General features: G+C 44.3%; 17 protein-coding genes and 1 pseudogene. 7 read left to right on the top strand and 11 right to left on the bottom strand.

The window, feature by feature from the left end; genetic code table 11:
- Positions 1-18: 18 nt before the first annotated feature.
- Complete coding sequence (gene typA, locus U2H13_RS07790) at positions 19-1857, bottom strand: translational GTPase TypA (RefSeq protein WP_014417657.1); 1839 nt, start codon at positions 1855-1857, stop codon at positions 19-21.
- A gap of 111 nt (positions 1858-1968) precedes the next feature.
- On the opposite strand from typA, the gene U2H13_RS07785 reads away from it, so the two are divergent.
- The 3 genes and pseudogenes from U2H13_RS07785 to U2H13_RS07775 all read left to right on the top strand — a co-directional run.
- The gene (locus U2H13_RS07785; protein WP_003154504.1) at positions 1969-2157 is read left to right on the top strand and encodes a YlaF family protein; all 189 of its coding nucleotides are present in this window, start codon (positions 1969-1971) and stop codon (positions 2155-2157) included.
- Between the two features lie 311 nt (positions 2158-2468).
- Entirely contained in the window at positions 2469-3086 is a 618-nt protein-coding gene (locus U2H13_RS07780) for a hypothetical protein (protein WP_014417656.1), read from the top strand.
- A 118-nt stretch (positions 3087-3204) separates the two neighbouring features.
- Positions 3205-4316, top strand: a pseudogene (locus U2H13_RS07775) (IS3 family transposase); the annotation flags it as partial.
- Between the two features lie 30 nt (positions 4317-4346).
- Here the strand turns inward: U2H13_RS07775 and U2H13_RS07770 are convergent.
- Genes U2H13_RS07770 through U2H13_RS07755 form a run of 4 tightly spaced genes read right to left on the bottom strand, consistent with a single transcriptional unit; the run spans position 4347 to position 7355 of the window.
- Entirely contained in the window at positions 4347-4640 is a 294-nt protein-coding gene (locus U2H13_RS07770; RefSeq protein WP_007409673.1) for an anti-sigma factor, read from the bottom strand.
- Entirely contained in the window at positions 4637-5158 is a 522-nt protein-coding gene (locus U2H13_RS07765) for a sigma-70 family RNA polymerase sigma factor (RefSeq protein WP_017417714.1), read from the bottom strand. Before U2H13_RS07765 ends, U2H13_RS07770 begins: the two co-directional genes overlap by 4 nt.
- Positions 5159-5428, bottom strand: a complete 270-nt coding sequence (locus U2H13_RS07760) for a hypothetical protein (protein WP_017417713.1) — start codon at positions 5426-5428, stop codon at positions 5159-5161.
- On the bottom strand, positions 5418-7355 hold the full coding sequence (locus tag U2H13_RS07755) for a hypothetical protein (RefSeq protein ID WP_179156023.1): 1938 nt from the start codon (positions 7353-7355) through the stop codon (positions 5418-5420). The genes U2H13_RS07760 and U2H13_RS07755 overlap by 11 nt, the downstream gene beginning before the upstream one ends.
- Before the next feature lie 322 nt (positions 7356-7677).
- Here U2H13_RS07755 and U2H13_RS07750 point away from each other — a divergent pair, with 322 nt between their 5' ends.
- On the top strand, positions 7678-9243 hold the full coding sequence (locus U2H13_RS07750; RefSeq protein WP_025649493.1) for a M4 family metallopeptidase: 1566 nt from the start codon (positions 7678-7680) through the stop codon (positions 9241-9243).
- Positions 9244-9294: 51 nt separating this feature from the next.
- On the opposite strand, the gene U2H13_RS07745 is transcribed toward U2H13_RS07750, so the two are convergent.
- From U2H13_RS07745 to U2H13_RS07735, 3 genes are all read right to left on the bottom strand, one after another.
- The gene (locus U2H13_RS07745) at positions 9295-9747 is read right to left on the bottom strand and encodes a GNAT family N-acetyltransferase (protein WP_106067843.1); all 453 of its coding nucleotides are present in this window, start codon (positions 9745-9747) and stop codon (positions 9295-9297) included.
- Positions 9734-10531 carry an inositol-1-monophosphatase gene (gene suhB / locus U2H13_RS07740; protein ID WP_017417710.1) on the bottom strand — a complete coding sequence of 266 codons (798 nt, stop codon included), beginning with the start codon at positions 10529-10531 and terminating at the stop codon, positions 9734-9736. The genes U2H13_RS07745 and suhB overlap by 14 nt, the downstream gene beginning before the upstream one ends.
- Positions 10532-10664: 133 nt before the next feature.
- Positions 10665-10853 carry a hypothetical protein gene (locus U2H13_RS07735; protein WP_003154513.1) on the bottom strand — a complete coding sequence of 63 codons (189 nt, stop codon included), beginning with the start codon at positions 10851-10853 and terminating at the stop codon, positions 10665-10667.
- A gap of 235 nt (positions 10854-11088) precedes the next feature.
- Here U2H13_RS07735 and U2H13_RS07730 point away from each other — a divergent pair, with 235 nt between their 5' ends.
- A complete protein-coding gene (locus U2H13_RS07730) occupies positions 11089-11721 on the top strand; it encodes a DUF1054 domain-containing protein (RefSeq protein ID WP_007409668.1) in 633 nt (210 codons plus the stop codon).
- 34 nt (positions 11722-11755) lie between these two features.
- On the opposite strand, the gene U2H13_RS07725 is transcribed toward U2H13_RS07730, so the two are convergent.
- Complete coding sequence (locus U2H13_RS07725) at positions 11756-12022, bottom strand: UPF0223 family protein (RefSeq protein ID WP_007409667.1); 267 nt, start codon at positions 12020-12022, stop codon at positions 11756-11758.
- Positions 12023-12201: 179 nt separating this feature from the next.
- Here U2H13_RS07725 and U2H13_RS07720 point away from each other — a divergent pair, with 179 nt between their 5' ends.
- Positions 12202-13674 carry an aminotransferase class I/II-fold pyridoxal phosphate-dependent enzyme gene (locus U2H13_RS07720; protein ID WP_017417709.1) on the top strand — a complete coding sequence of 491 codons (1473 nt, stop codon included), beginning with the start codon at positions 12202-12204 and terminating at the stop codon, positions 13672-13674.
- A gap of 47 nt (positions 13675-13721) precedes the next feature.
- Here U2H13_RS07720 and U2H13_RS07715 read toward each other — a convergent pair whose 3' ends face one another.
- Both U2H13_RS07715 and U2H13_RS07710 read right to left on the bottom strand, forming a co-directional pair.
- Positions 13722-13841 carry a GapA-binding peptide SR1P gene (locus tag U2H13_RS07715; RefSeq protein ID WP_003154518.1) on the bottom strand — a complete coding sequence of 40 codons (120 nt, stop codon included), beginning with the start codon at positions 13839-13841 and terminating at the stop codon, positions 13722-13724.
- 113 nt (positions 13842-13954) lie between these two features.
- The gene (locus U2H13_RS07710) at positions 13955-14755 is read right to left on the bottom strand and encodes a polysaccharide deacetylase family protein (protein WP_014417651.1); all 801 of its coding nucleotides are present in this window, start codon (positions 14753-14755) and stop codon (positions 13955-13957) included.
- A gap of 248 nt (positions 14756-15003) precedes the next feature.
- Between U2H13_RS07710 and U2H13_RS07705 the strand changes: the two genes are divergently transcribed.
- On the top strand, positions 15004-15378 hold the full coding sequence (locus U2H13_RS07705) for a hypothetical protein (RefSeq protein WP_017417707.1): 375 nt from the start codon (positions 15004-15006) through the stop codon (positions 15376-15378).
- Positions 15379-15394: the final 16 nt, after the last annotated feature.

Raw genomic sequence — 15394 nt, 5'->3', positions numbered from 1 at the left:
TTCAAATTCTGCAAGTGATTAAGACATTCCTGCTGTTTTTTTCTTTTTCGCCGCTTTTTCACGTTCGTTTTTATTCAGGATTTTCTTTCTTAAACGGATGGATTCCGGCGTTACTTCACAGTATTCATCTTCGTTTAAGTACTCGAGTGATTCTTCAAGCGACATAATGCGCGCTTTCTTAATCGTAGTCGTTTGATCCTTCGTAGCGGAACGGACGTTTGTCTGCTGTTTCATTTTGCTGACATTGACGACAAGGTCATTGTCACGGTTATGTTCACCGACAATCATGCCTTCATATACTTCTGTTCCAGGCTCAACGAAGATGACGCCGCGGTCTTCAATACCTTGAATACCGTAAGATGTCGCTTTTCCGTTTTCCATGGAAACGAGCACACCCTGACGGCGGCCTCCGACTTGGCCTTTTTGCATCGGCTGATAGCTGTCAAACGTGTGGTTCAGGATACCGAAACCGCGTGTCAGTGACAGAAACTCAGTAGAATAGCCGATGAGTCCGCGTGAAGGTACGGTAAAGATCAGGCGGACCTGGCCGTTTCCGTTATTAATCATATCAAGCATTTCGCCTTTTCTCGCACCCATTGATTCCATAACAGAACCGGTATGCTCTTCAGGCACGTCAATCTGCACGCGCTCAACAGGCTCGCAGCTTACGCCGTCGATTTCCTTAATGATAACTTCAGGCTTAGACACTTGAAGCTCATAGCCTTCACGGCGCATGTTTTCAATTAAAATGGACAGGTGAAGCTCACCGCGTCCTGAAACAACCCATGCGTCAGGTGAGGCCGTCGGTTCGACACGGAGACTGACATCTGTTTGAAGCTGCGCGTTCAGACGCTCTTCAATTTTACGGGATGTGACATATTTGCCTTCACGACCTGCAAACGGGCTGTTGTTTACGACAAATGTCATTTGGAGCGTAGGCTCATCAATGCGCAGAACCGGCAGCGGCTCATGGTGTTCAGCCGGACAAACCGTTTCACCGACGTTGATGTCTTCCATGCCCGAAACGGCAACGAGGTCTCCCGCTCTCGCTTCTTCAATTTCCACGCGTTTCAATCCTTGGAAACCGAAGATTTTCGTTACGCGGAATGATTTTACCGTTCCGTCAAGTTTCATCAATGAAACCTGCTGACCCACTTTCATCGTGCCGCGGAAAACGCGTCCGATACCGATACGGCCGACATAATCATTGTAATCAAGCAGCGCCACTTGGAATTGAAGAGGCTCTTCGGCGTTATCAACCGGGGCAGGGACATGTTCAAGAATCGTTTCATACAGTGATTCCATATTTTCGTCCTGCTTTTTCGGATCCAGACTTGCCGTTCCGTTAATCGCAGAAGCATAGACGACAGGGAACTCAAGCTGTTCTTCGTTTGCGTCAAGCTCGATGAACAAATCAAGCACTTCATCAATGACTTCTTCCGGACGGGCGAAATCACGGTCGATTTTGTTTACGACGACAACCGGATTTAAGTTCTGCTCAAGGGCTTTTTTCAGTACGAAACGGGTTTGCGGCATGCAGCCTTCATATGCGTCAACGACTAACAGAACGCCGTCAACCATTTTCATAATCCGTTCTACCTCTCCGCCGAAGTCGGCGTGTCCCGGAGTGTCCAAAATATTAATGCGTGTATCTTTATAGTTAATCGCAGTATTTTTCGCAAGAATTGTAATACCGCGTTCACGTTCAAGATCGTTTGAATCCATTGCGCGTTCGGCAATATTTTCGTTGGCACGGAATGTTCCGGCTTGGTGAAGCAATTGGTCTACCAAAGTCGTTTTCCCATGGTCAACGTGGGCAATAATCGCGATGTTGCGAAGATCGTTTCGAAGTTTCACATTTTCATCTCCTAAAAAAATTAGATAACTTTCATATTATACCACACATCCTCTTTAAAAGCGTTACGTTTTTCTGTAAACTGAAAGTATGACGTTAAAGGGGATGGAAATATGAAAAAATTGAATTGGCTCTTATTATTATTTGCATTCGCAGCAGTCTTCAGCATGATGCTGATCGGCGTATCAATCGCTGAGAAAAGCGCATGGGGCATCATCGGAAGCATTGTTCTCGTTATCGCCATGATGGGAAGCGGTTTCACCGTAAAGAAAAAAATGCGCGAACAGGGACTGCTTGATTAAAAGCATGACCCTTTGCAAAATTCCGTAAACATGAAAAGCACAATATCTAATAAAGCCTGAATCAAAGATTCAGGCTTTTTTACATCCTCAAAACAGGCTTTAGATGTAAGGCTTATCTCCCCCGCCGCCTAGTCAGGAAGCCGGAAATGACAGCTCCCATTCTAGTTACATCAGCAGATTCCCTCAGAATATGCAGTCTGAAATAGTCCGGCATCGTTATGCAGAAAATACCATACCTCCTATTTCAATTCCATCATTGTCTTTTTATACTTGTGGCTGTAAGCAAATACACATGACAAGGAGAGAACGAAATGAAAACATCTTTTTTGAAGAAAACCGCTGTAACTGCCGCCGCAACCGCCTCAGCCGCCTTGCTTGCATTCAGTCCGCTTGATTCTGCCGGCGCAAAAACGATCCAGGCAAATGAACCGCATATCCTGCAGGCTTCCGCAGAGAAAACACCGGAAGACGCGGCAAAACTCATTGACATCATCAGCCAATCGATTTACGAAAAAGACGGTGTCTATTATTTTGACAGCGAAAAAGCGGTGGAATTGGGATTAGATCAAGAACAAGCCCAGATCATTCAAAAGCTGTGGGACAGTTCAACCGAATTTTTAACCGTTCTTTCCCAATGTATTGAGAAAACGGACGGCGAATATACATTTAATAAAGAAAAAGCGGTGGAGCTCGGCTTTACGGAAAAAGAGGCCCTTATCGTTGATCAGCTGTTCACCGCTTTTTCCCAAAGTCTTCATATTCTTCAATCTGCGCTGATTGAAGAAGACGGTGAGTATACGTTTGATCAGGACCTTGCTGAAAAAGCAGGAGCAGGAAAAAAAGAAGCAAAGCTGTGTGCCGGATTCTTTAATTCACTGCCCCAGGAATTGCTTGAAGGCATTTATACAGCCTTTCATCCGGCTGAGTAAACGGATAAAACGCCCGGTCATTCGGGACTGACCCCATAAGATGAGACAAACAAAAAACACCTTCAAGTTTGAAAACGGATGATTGTTAGCCGAAATTAGACTTGGAGGTGTTTTTTCTATGGGGACAAGAGTGAGTTATCCGGTTGAAGTGAAACAGAAGGCTGTAGAAATGAGATTGGCAGGCGTGCCTATGAAAGAGATCATGCAGGAATTGAATATTAAGAATAAGACACAGGTTCAGACATGGGTTAGATGGCATAAGACTGGGGATACACATCGATTCGAACAGCCTGTCGGAAAGCAATACACTTACGGAAAAGGCCCGGAGTATTCTTCCGAATTAGAGAAACTGCAGGCAGAAAATCGTTATCTGAGACAACAGAATGAAGTTTTAAAAAAGTGCAACGAATTGGAAAGGAAGCTGATAGCGAAACGCCAGTCGAGCTTGTAGAAGCATTGCGCGGCACAATGACCATACAGGATATCTGTATTCATTTAGGTATCTCACGAGCATCTTATTATCGTTGGAAGAAGAATCTGATGAAAGATAACCCTAAATACCATTTAGAAAAACAAATCGGCACGTTGTGCCGAGAACACAAGTTTCGATATGGCTATCGGAAAATCACAGCCATATTAAAAAAGGGAATGCGTGTGAATCATAAAACGGTTCAGCGCATTATGCAGAAGAATCAGTGGCAATGCCGGGTTAAGGTGAAAAAGCGCAAGAAAGATGGGCAGCCATATGCCGTGGCCGAGAATATATTGGATCGAAACTTTCAGTCTGAACGCCCTCTGGAAAAGCTAGTAACGGATATCACATATTTGCCTTATGGGCAGAAACAATTGTATCTTTCCAGTATATTGGATTTATACAATGGAGAAGTGATTGCTTTTACAATTGGCGATAGACAGGACACAGACTTTGTCTTACACACACTTGATCAGCTGCCCGCACTGCCAGAGAACTGCGTGTTACATAGTGACCAAGGTTCTGTTTATACATCTTATGAGTATCAGAAAGCTGTTAAAACAAAAGGCATTACCATGAGCATGTCCCGCAAAGGGACGCCCGCTGATAATGCCTCCATCGAATCGTTTCATTCCTCACTAAAGTCTGAAACGTTCTATCTTAACAGCATTGATCGAACTACGACGACCATCGTAGAACGCACTGCCATAGAATACATTCATTATTATAACAATATTCGTATTCAAACGAAACTAAACAGGGGTCAGTCCCTTCAGCCGGGCGTTTTTTTAAATCAGCAGTTTAAGGATCAGCATGATAAAGAAAACAGCGCCGAACAAACAGGCTGCTTTTATCAGCAGCTTCCCGTAATACCGTTCCTTAAACCGCCTTTCTTCTTCTGCATAACAGGCTGGCGCCTTCATCTCAGGGCTGCCGAGGTCAAGCGGCTCCTTCATCATATGATATAAACTCCCGCACTTACCGCATGATTCAAGATGGCGGGAAATAAACCGCTCCGTTTCTGTTTCACAATCGCCTTCAATATATAAAGGGAGTAAATCTCTCACTAAACAGCAAGTCATATCTGTCCGTCCTTCCTTTTTTCCGCCAAGTGCTGTTTCAGCTGCATTCTTGCCCTGTACAGGGTGCTCTTCACCTTCGAAAGACTCCAGTCCAAAACATCAGCAATCTCTTCGTAAGACAGCTCTTGAAATTCCCTTAAAATTAAAACGGTCTGCTGATCGCTTTTCAGACGCTGAATCTGCCCGGTCAGCGCATTCTGAGTGTCTGTCCGGGCGACGTAATGCTCCGGCAGTTCATATGTTGTTTGCTGAAGCCCTTCATTCAGGGTGATATCTGAAAATTGATATTTTCTATCACGTCTGTACCAATTGATGAAGGTATGATGGGCAATTGCATAGAGCCACGTTCTGATAGACGAATGGCCCTTAAACGACTCAAGCCCGTTAAATGCTTTCATAAATGTATCCTGAGCGAGGTCTTTAGCGGTCTCAGCATGTTGTGTGCGTCTGTAAAGGTAATACATAATATCTTGATAATGTTCACGGTACAGCTGTTCAATTGACATCTTGTTTTTCATTTAAAAGTAAAACCACACTGTCATCCAGATTGAGAGCACAATGAAGAATCCGTACAATCCATACGTCAGGCATTTCATATATTTAATCTGGCGGATATCGCCGGATGGCGCATTCAAACCATGTTCATTCTGCCCTTTTCTGTTTTCCGCCTCAGCTCCGAATAAAGGCTCATGTTCTTTCATCCACTGGAGCGTGCCGCCTTCGAGTTCTCCTTCCTTATAAAGGTCGTATAAATCGAAGAAGACAGCCTTTTTTTCTTTATTGTTCATAAAGGTTCACCGCCTCGTAAGTATCCGCGTTCACTACATATGCGTCATGACGGTTTGAACCGAACGGCTGAATAATGACGAGCCATGCGTTATATGTTACGCCGTCTTTCACCGCTATGACAGGCTTCACCCGCTTTTTGTAAATGATGCCGTTATAAGCTGCCGCCACTTTTTTGAATGCTGTTTGCCCGTCTCTGTATGTATGCGGGAATGTTTTGGCACTTACCTGTCCGTAGAATGAGGCCTCTTTCATGCCTTCTTCATTCCGGAGCGTATAAACGAATGTGCCTTCAGAGTTTTCAAAAACGAGATTGCCTTCCGATTTGTCAATCTGTCTAAGCTTTGAAGTATCCGCACCCAGCAATGAAAAAAGCTTCTTCTGAAGTTCTGTTTTTGTTAAAACGGTGCTGTCAGGTGAGACTCTGATTTTCATAAGACGTCCGGATACTGCATCAAATATCAGCTCCGTTCCGTTATTCGCAGTTACGGTCAAACTGCTGCCGATCAGGCTGTTTATATCTGTATTTGTGATTTCAAATGTCTGATCAGGCATTTGCAGCGTACGAAAGGCGGCTTTTGATGCTTTCACTATGTCTTTTTCCTTCATATGCACCTGCGGCAGTGACTCAAGCAGATAAATAGACGGATCTTCTGAAAAACCCATAATGGTGTCTTTTTCCCAGTATAATACTGTGCCCGAATCTTCGTGTTTCGCCCCTTGTCTTTTCGGCGCAATCTCCACGACAAACTGTCCGTCTTCTTTTCTCACTGTTGTCTGAATCCCTTGTGTTTTTATTTTTCGGCCGTGCGCCGACAAGAAATCCAGCGACTTTTTCCGGTATTCCTCTTCTGTTAAAGTGCGGCCTTCCGGTTTTTTAAGATATTGATAATTTGTAATCAATCGGGAAACCTCGTCCACTTCCGCTTCGTAATCTTCCGTTTTAAAACGGTAAAAGTAATGGAGGTCCTGATTGGTTTCTGTTAAATAAATCGGATTCTCAGCCGGAAAAAATGAAGTAAGGATCCGTTCCGCTTGGTCTGAAGTGATATGTTCACCCACATTATCAACAGAATCTTCAGCTATCGGCTTTGAAACCGCAAAAGCTGCATCGCCCGCATTGTATACCGGATTCAAAAAGACAATAAAACCAGCGGCCGTTGCCGCCGCAAGAAAGCTTTTCGTCCGCTGTCTGATCCTGTCTGACCGATGAAATAAATGATGGGTCATCAGAAAACCGGCCATCGTTAAATACACCGTAAATGGGAGAAGTCTGCCGTAATCTTTTGTTACACCGGCCGAGGGCGCAGCGAGCACCCATACCAACAGCCCGATGACCCCGGCATAAAACACGCCGATAAAAACGGGTCTCGGTTTCCAATACATTTTAAAGAATAAAACATTCATAGAAATCAGCAGAAGTAAAACAACCGTAATAAAACATAGCATCGAAACTATATCCTCCCCCGCCATCGCATCGGGACTGATATTCCAGAAAGCGAAAAAGCTGAAGATCAGCTGAATGACGGGCAGTGTCACCACAGTGAGATCAAACGTATAAAACATGCCCTTTCCCCTCTGCTCCTGCGGCATGAGGATATAGTGAAACGCGGTGAGCAGCACATACCCATACATTAAGAGATGAACGATCGGCAGAAGCTCGCTTTCTTCCGATATCAAATAGTGCGCGCTAAAGTGAGTACTCTGCACCTGATGAACCAATTCAACTGTTATGCCCGCTAATAATACGGCCCTGAGCAGAATTCCTGAATAAAACCAAACTCTCTCACGGCTGATTTTCGGATGAAAAGTCAGCGCGTATAAAACAGCAAGGCAGACGGCTGACCACTGAATGATCAACACGCTCTGTCTGCTTAAAATGAAATATCTGTCGAAATGCTGAATAAAATGACTGAAAATCTCTGACATCTGAAACAATCCTTTTCGTTTATTAAGGCCTCACCCGTTTAGACAAACGGCTATAAAAAAAGTTTTACAAATCGGAACATTTTTCCCCTATCATTTTTCCCGACTTCATTTGTCATTTTTTTCAGAATAAATCGCATCATTCGACTCATGTCTGATTCAACACGTGCCTCTCGGCTTATCCCCCGATGCTGGCCGCCGGAAGCCTTTCCGGGACGATTCTATCAATTCATCAGCGGAGTCTAGTTTTATATTGCAGAATGAGAGAATGCTGGTTTATTATAACAATATAAGTTTTCATTATTTTCAAAAAGGGGGATTTATTGTGGGTTTAGGTAAGAAATTGTCTGTTGCTGTCGCCGCTTCCTTTATGAGTTTAACCATCAGTCTTCCGGGTGTTCAGGCCGCTGAGAATCCTCAGCTTAAAGAAAACCTGACGAACTTTGTGCCGAAGCATTCTTTGGTGCAATCTGAATTGCCTTCAGTCAGTGACAAAGCAATCAAGCAATACTTGAAACAAAACGGCAAAGTCTTCAAAGGCAACCCTTCTGAGAGACTGAAGCTGATTGACCACACGACCGATGATCTCGGCTACAAGCACTTCCGTTATGTGCCTGTCGTTAACGGTGTGCCTGTGAAAGACTCGCAAGTCATTATTCACGTCGATAAATCCAACAATGTCTATGCGATTAACGGTGAATTAAACAACGATGCTTCTGCCAAAACGGCAAACAGCAAAAAATTATCTGCAAATCAGGCGCTGGATCATGCTTTTAAAGCAATCGGCAAATCACCTGAAGCCGTCTCTAGCGGCAACGTTGCAAACAAAAACAAAGCCGAGCTGAAAGCAGCGGCCACAAAAGACGGTAAATACCGCCTCGCCTATGATGTAACCATCCGCTACATCGAACCGGAACCAGCTAACTGGGAAGTAACCGTTGATGCGGAAACAGGGAAAGTCCTGAAAAAGCAAAACAAAGTGGAGCATGCCGCTGCAACCGGAACAGGTACGACTCTTAAAGGAAAAACGGTCTCATTAAATATTTCTTCTGAAAGCGGCAAATATGTAATGCGTGATCTTTCTAAACCTACCGGAACGCAAATTATTACGTACGATCTGCAAAACCGACAATATAACCTGCCGGGCACGCTCGTATCAAGCACTACAAACCAGTTCACAACTTCTTCTCAGCGCGCTGCCGTTGATGCGCATTACAATCTCGGCAAAGTGTACGATTATTTCTATCAGACGTTTAAACGCAATAGCTACGACAATAAAGGCGGCAAAATCGTATCTTCCGTTCATTACGGCAGCAAATACAATAACGCGGCCTGGATCGGCGACCAAATGATTTACGGTGACGGTGACGGCTCATTCTTCTCGCCTCTTTCCGGTTCAATGGACGTAACGGCCCATGAAATGACACACGGTGTTACACAGGAAACAGCCAACCTGAACTATGAAAATCAGCCGGGCGCTTTAAACGAATCCTTCTCTGATGTATTCGGATACTTCAATGATACTGAGGACTGGGATATCGGTGAAGATATTACGGTCAGCCAGCCGGCTCTCCGCAGTTTATCCAATCCGACAAAATACGGACAGCCCGACCATTACAAAAATTATCGAAACCTTCCGAACACTGATGCCGGCGACTACGGCGGCGTGCATACAAACAGCGGAATTCCGAACAAAGCCGCTTACAACACGATTACAAAAATCGGTGTGAAAAAAGCGGAGCAGATTTACTACCGTGCACTGACGGTATATCTCACTCCGTCATCAAGCTTTAAAGATGCAAAAGCAGCTTTGATTCAATCAGCGCGGGACCTTTACGGCTCTCAAGACGCTGCAAGCGTAGAAGCGGCCTGGAATGCGGTCGGCTTGTAAACAAGAAAAGAGACCGGAGAAATCCGGTCTCTTTTTTATATCTGAAACATTTCACAATGGCTTCACCATGATCATATATGTTTTTTCCCGATCGTCTTTTTCAAGCTTAAGCTGTTCAAAGCCGCATTGGCTTAAAAACAAAACCCATTCCTGCCTGTCCAGGGGAACGGCTGAAAACATCGCTTTATGCTCCCCTCTCAGCCGGCCCGCAATCTCTTCAATGACCGCGCGTCCGATTCCTTTCTCTTTTGCCTCCGGAGCGACGGCCACGGTTCCGAGCCACGGTTTTCCGTTTGAAGGCGCCCATTCCAAATGAAAACTGACGACGGCAGGAGCGCCGTCAATCTCCCATACGAGCCACGTTCCATTGTACATGGAGTATGCAAGCATAAACTCCGCCGCATTTTTTGTTCCGAACTCTTCGTTTTTCCACACCGGGTGTGATGCCGCCAGCTGCTCCAGAAACCCGAGATCTTCTTCTTCAAAATCTCTACCTGTCAGCATGTAAATAATCGTCAAAGATAATTTTATGTATTGCCGGATTGCCCGCAAGCACGCTGTGGTTGTCTAAAAACGTAAACGGTTCGCCGTCTGTGGTCGTGTAAATGCCCCCGACTTCGTTCAGCAGCACGCAGCCGGCAGCGTAATCCCACGGCGCGAGCCTCATCGTAATGTATGCGTCAATGCGGCCGGCCGCAACACTGGCCAGCTCAAGTGCCGCCGAACCGTAGGAACGCGTTCCTCTGACCCGTTTTACGAGCGGCGCCAAAATACTCGGGTCAATCCTTCTGTTTTCCGTCACCCATGTGGCATTGATTGCAATAATGGCTTCTTCAATGGAAGCTTCTTTTAAAGGAGCAAGCGGCGTATTGTTCAGATAAGCCCCTTTTCCGCTGAATGCGTGATACAGTTCGTCCTGCATCACATCATAAATTAAGCCGATTTTGCCTTTTCCGTCTTCAAAGATGCCGATGGAGATCGCGAAATGCCGCTTTTGATGGACAAAATTCATCGTTCCGTCAATCGGATCAATGATCCAGACAATTCCGTCAAGGGAGCGGAGTTTATCCCCCTGCCCTTCTTCTCCGAGAATCCGGTGTCCGGGAAAAGTTCCTTGTATACGGTCAATGAAAAAGCGTTCCGTCTCTTTATCAATATTTGTGACTAAATCATTCGGATTTGATTTTGTTTCAATCGTCAAGCTTTCCTGCATGGATTGTCTGATTCTCGTTCCGGCTTCTTTTACCCATTTTTTTGCGATATCATCAATTTCCGTCCAATTTGTCATACCGTGTACCTCTTTTCTATGTATAGCTTATTCTATAGCATACTGATAAAGGCGATGAAAAAGCAAGGAAAATGAAAAAAATGCCTTCTCACGTAAAAACGAACCATTTCCTGCGGTTCGTTTTTACTATTCTTTATCCGTTAAGCCGAATCCATTCTTTTCTGAGACGTTCCAGTTTTCTTTTGCTGAGATCGATTTGATCTTCATTCTCTTTTTGCATGGCCTCATACAGGGTTGCCAATTCATAATCAACCTCTAGTCTCCAGACAGCTACACGGTTATTTTTTTCCTCCCTGAATCCTTCCTTCACCACTTGCCTCATTGTCTTTCGCCCCTTCCAGAGATCATTTGTTAAAAAAGCATCCCATTTTTCCAATTTATTAATGATACTTCTTATATCGTATGGAAACTTATATTCGGCTGTAACAACATTCTTAAAATTGTGTGTTTACCTATTCGTTTTTTACCCCAATCCTCTCGGCTCAAACGTTCTCAATGTTTTTGCGGCCGGCGGCGGCTGTGGTAAAATATGAATACTTACGATAAGGAGGAAAAAGATGACTCAGATGCGTTTTACAAAAGAAGACTTCGATACATTTACAATAGAAGGTTTAGATCCGCGCATGGAGGTGTTAAAAGAACAAGTCCGTCCGAAGCTGACCTTGTTAGGAGAGCATTTCGCACCGACATTGTCAGCATTGACAGGAGATGAAATGTTCCCGCATGTCGCCAAGCACGCGAGAAGATCTGTCAACCCGCCGGCTGACAGCTGGGTTGCCTTTGCCAACAGCAAACGCGGGTATAAGAAACTCCCTCACTTTCAGATCGGTTTATGGGACACCCATATGTTTGTATGGTTTGCCATCATTTATGAATCTCCGATAAAAGAGGAATACGGCAGATTGCTGGAAGCGAAGCAGGAGGACATCACAAAACAGATTCCCGGTCATTTTGTATGGTCGCCGGATCATACGAAGCCAGGTGCGTACAAGCAGTCCGACATGGATCAGGAGCAGCTGAAAACATTATTTGAACGCCTGCAGACAGTGAAAAAAGCAGAGCTTTTGTGCGGCATTCAGCTGCAAAAAGAAGACGTGATCAACATGAACAACAATGAATTCCTGCAAACCATTGAAGACGCTTTTAGGAAGCTTTCCTTTTTATACACACTGACTCAGAAAGTCTCATAACATAAAAAGCGGGCCGATTGCCGGCTCGCTTTGTCTACATTTTGATAATCGCTTGATCTGATTGTTTCGCCTGTTTCACAGTCCGATACGGGGAATAGGTGCTGTCAGCTTCAAATTGGCTGCAGATTTTCTTTTCTTCCGCTTTCCCGGGAACGATTTCTTTAAAGCGGCGGTACGCATTCAGAAGTCTGTCTCGGTCAGCTCCTTTTTCATAGGCGTTTTCCACCTGCTGAAAAAAAGCAATGACATCCACGGCCTCCTCTGTCGTCCAGTCCTCATTCATCGGATATTGATATTCCAAATGTCTTCACTCCTTTATAATCATGCTCAAAATAAGCATCTTCCATAGATCATAAATTGTTCTTTACTTTCTTTCAAGTTCATAATATAATTCATTTGTTTTACGTTTAAAAAACGGGTAATAAAACTGAATGTAATACAAACTAATCCGTAGGTATTATGATAAAGGTGGGAAAACAATTGCCGCAACATGAAACACCCCTGTACAGCGGACTGAAAAAGCACGCGGACAGACAGCCTGTCCAATTCCACATTCCGGGCCATAAAAAAGGCGCGGGAATGGACCCGGAATTCAGACAATTTATCGGAGAAAACGCGTTAAGCATAGATTTAATTAATATCGAACCTCTGGATGATTTACATGCGCCAAAGGGCATAATTAAAGAAGCCCAGGATCTGGCCGCTCGAGCATTCGGCGCAGACCATACCTTCTTTTCCGTACAAGGGACGAGCGGCGCCATTATGACGATGGTCATGGCCGTATGCGGACCCGGAGATAAAATCATCATCCCGAGAAACGTTCATAAATCCATTATGTCGGCCATTGTATTTTCCGGAGCGGTGCCGATTTTTATACACCCGGAAATTGACGATGAGCTCGGAATTTCTCACGGCATTACGCTTGAGTCCGCCGAGCGGGCTTTGACGGAGCACCCTGATGCAAAAGGCCTGCTTGTCATAAATCCGACGTACTTCGGTGTGGCAGCTGACTTGAGCAGCATTGTAAAGCTCGCGCATTCTTTCAATGTGCCTGTGCTTGTCGATGAAGCGCACGGCGTGCATATTCATTTTCATGATAAGCTTCCTCTGTCCGCCATGCAGGCGGGCGCTGATATGGCAGCCACAAGCGTGCACAAATTGGGAGGCTCCCTGACGCAGAGTTCCATTTTAAATGTGAGAGAAGGCCTTGTTTCCAAAGAAAGAGTACAGTCGATTTTAAGCATGCTGACGACAACGTCAACATCCTATCTGCTTCTCGCTTCACTGGATGTCGCAAGAAAACGCCTCGCTACAGAAGGCCGCGATCTTCTTGAAGATACGATTCTGCTGGCGGATCAGACACGGGAACGCCTCAATCAAATTGAAGGCATCCGCTGTGTCGGCGAAGAAATCACAGGGTCTAAAGCTGCCTTCAGTTATGATCCGACTAAATTAATCATTTCGGTCAAAAACCTCGGCCTGACGGGTCATGACGTTGAAAAATGGCTCCGCGAATCATATAATATCGAAGTCGAGCTGTCCGATTTGTATAATATTTTATGTATTTTCACCCCCGGAGACAGAGCAGGAGATGCCGACCGTCTTGTAAGCGCGCTTACAGACATTTCAAAGCAGGCTTCCGCCAATGACTATGCTCATCAGCAAACCGAAGTTCTGCTTCCTGAAATTCCTCTGTTAGCGATGACGCCAAGAGACGCGTTTTACGCAAATACGGAAGTCATTCCGTTAAAAGAATCCGCGGGACGGATCATCGCAGAGTTTGTCATGGTGTACCCGCCGGGAATTCCGATCTTTATTCCGGGTGAGATTATTACTGAAGAAAATATCAGCTACATTTTTAAAAACTTGGACGCCGGCCTTCCTGTGCAGGGTCCCGAAGATGCAACGCTTGAAATGATCAGAGTCATCAAAGAGCAAAAAGCCATCCAATAAATATAAAGAAGCCCGAAACGAAATTGTTTCGGGCCTTTTTACGCTTTTTATTCTTCTTCAAGATGACACTGGCATTGTCCGCAGCATGTTCCGTATAACGTCGTGACCTTCTCATCCTCAAAGTAATGAATCGCTTCGTTACAGTCTTGGCAAACAATTGTACCCATCTGTCATTCCCCATTTCTCAGAATTTGAAAACGCTTAATTTTCACTTGTTGTTATTATATTATTATGTCACATTTAATATGTCAACTGATAAATTGTATAACACATTTATTTTTTACGGTCTTTTTATAGCTCGAGGGTCAATCACAGTATATCCTTTATTACGCAATCCTTTTACAATGTCCGGCATGGCTTCTGCCGTCCATTTCCGGTCATGCATCAATATGTTGGCCCCGTCCCGCAGATAAGGACTGCTCAGTGTGATATCGGTAAGCGCTTTTTTGGATTGATATTTCTGATCCCAATCATACCCGAAGGTCCAGTTCATTTTCACCATGCCTTCTTTTTTTATAAGTCTGTCACTGTAGTCCGTATTGCTTCCGAAAGGCGCCCTGAAAAATGCGGGTTTCTCTCCTATTACCTTTTCAACCGCTTTATTGACGCCAATGATTTCTTCCCGTTGTTTTTGTTCGGAAAGATCTTTTAAGTTTTGATGAGTCATTGTATGATTTCCGATCATAAAACCTAACTCATGAATATGCTTAAGCGCTTTCTTATTTTCATCTTTTTTCAAAAAATGTCCGTTTACAAAAAAGATCGCTGACGCATTGAGATCATGCAGTTTGTCCGCAATCTCAGCGGCATGCTGATCAGGCGCGTCATCGATCGTTACCAATGCGATCGGTTTTTTCTCTTTCTGTTCATCCATTTTTTCCACAGAAAAGGTTTTAGGATTGATATAGTAACGAGGCTCCGCCTTCTGTTTTTTCTGTTTTTCCTCTTTTGTATGGTGGTTTTCCCGTTTGGCATGATTGGCCGCGGCTTGAGAATGGGGTTTGTTTGTTTGCATTTTTTCATTTGATTGGCAGCCGGCGAGTAAGCACATACATACGACGGCTGCAGCGGCTTTATACATGACAATCCCTCCTGATATGGTTTTGCCCCCAGTATAACGAAAAAACAGCGCTCTCACGAAAAACAATGTGCCTTTTTTACACATCGGCTGCGCAAGTTGTCACACGTATTATTTCTTCATTAAAAACGGTTTCAATTATATAACAATTCAGTAACAAGCCTTAGGTTTTTCACCTCTCGTGATACACTTGATATAGTCCTTATAAATGGATGAACCAATATATTATATAAAACAGAGGAGTAAGATAGATGCGCTACCGTACGGTGATTCCCTTTTTTTTGATGCTGTTCGTTCTGTCAAGCTGTTCGGTTTCTACTGTCAGTCCATTCAAAAAAAACCGGATCGACAGCATTCATCACACTCAAATCTTGTTTTTTTCCGATGAAAATCATATAGATAAAGAAGTGCCTTATTATGATGCGATCCTTGATTTAGAAAAGAAATATCCCCATCATGTCGATCAAATGAAGGTTTATGACAACAGAAAGGGATGGGAAGAGGAAATCAACACGTTCCCTGCGCTGATGGTTGTCAATCATCGGCATGTGGTCATGAAGATTGAGGGATCCGTAAAGAAAAAAGAGGATATCATCAAACCTATGCAGCATGTGCTTGCACAATAAAAACAGCCCCCGCTTT

It is taken from the genome of Bacillus sp. A1, from assembly GCF_042296235.1.
Lineage (GTDB): Bacteria > Bacillota > Bacilli > Bacillales > Bacillaceae > Bacillus > Bacillus velezensis.
The sequence above is the reverse complement of the archived record's forward strand: the minus strand, read 5'-3'. Positions and strand labels throughout refer to the sequence as shown.